General features: G+C 52.5%; 1 protein-coding gene. It reads right to left on the bottom strand.

Annotated elements, in window-relative coordinates; all coding sequences use genetic code 11:
- Window positions 1–332 precede the first annotated feature (332 nt).
- The coding region (locus tag G9Q73_RS19025) for an aminotransferase class III-fold pyridoxal phosphate-dependent enzyme (RefSeq protein ID WP_177421541.1) at window positions 333–1000 on the bottom strand (668 nt) is incomplete at its 5' end.

Genomic DNA, 1000 nt, shown 5'->3' on the forward strand with positions numbered 1-1000 from the left:
GCCAACAAAGTTACTTGGGCGATAGATATATACGGTTGATTTGTCGCTTGGTGTTTCACTGACTTCTTTATAGGCAGGGCCTAGGGTTGCACACCCCTGCAATAGCCCAACTGTCGTGACCAAGGCTAGCCAGATTCCAGGGTTGATGCTGCGTCCTTTCATAAATATCTCCATGTTTTTTGCTGACAGGTAGAATCAAGATTCCCGTCTGGGGAATATAAATACTTTTTACCATGCAAAAAAAACGGGGTCAATGTGTTTGCGACTTGATCTGGGCAGTCTTTGGGAATTGTCTGACGGTAGAAGTAAAGTTACGGTTGAAACGCCTTTACTTAAGATGGCTTGGTGCCGGCCACCACTTCAACCACGGCTTTGGTCAGTATCTCCAAGTCTTCGGATTCCATCACAAAGGCCGGCATCAGGTAGACGAGTTTTCCGAAGGGGCGAACCCAAACGCCGGCATCCACAAACCTGGGCTGGATCTCTTTCATATCTACCGGCTCCTTCATTTCAACAACACCGATTGCACCCAGTACCCTGACTTCTGCGACATGCTTGAAGTGACGACAGGGCGCCAGTCCTTGTTCCAGACCTTGTTGTAATCGGGCAATGTTTTTTTGCCAGGGGGATTCGAGCAGCAGTTGCAGACTGGCGAGCGCGGCAGAGCAGGCGAGGGGGTTGGCCATGAAGGTCGGGCCATGCATAAAGAGTCCGGGATCTCCCTGGCTGATGGCGCCGCTGACTTCCCTGGTGGTCAGGGTTGTCGCCAGCGTCATATAACCACCGGTCAGTGATTTGCCGAGACAGAGGATATCCGGCGAGATACCCGCATGCTCGCAGGCGAACAGTTTGCCTGTGCGCCCGAAACCGGTGGCGATCTCATCGAGGATGAGCAGTACGTCATATTGGTCACACAATGCCCTTGCTTGGCGTAAATAGTCGGCGGAGTAGAAATGCATGCCGCCGGCGCCCTGCACGATCGGCTCTAAAATCAGTGCTG

The organism is endosymbiont of Lamellibrachia barhami, from assembly GCF_011947365.2.
Classification (GTDB): Bacteria; Pseudomonadota; Gammaproteobacteria; order Chromatiales; family Chromatiaceae; genus QGON01.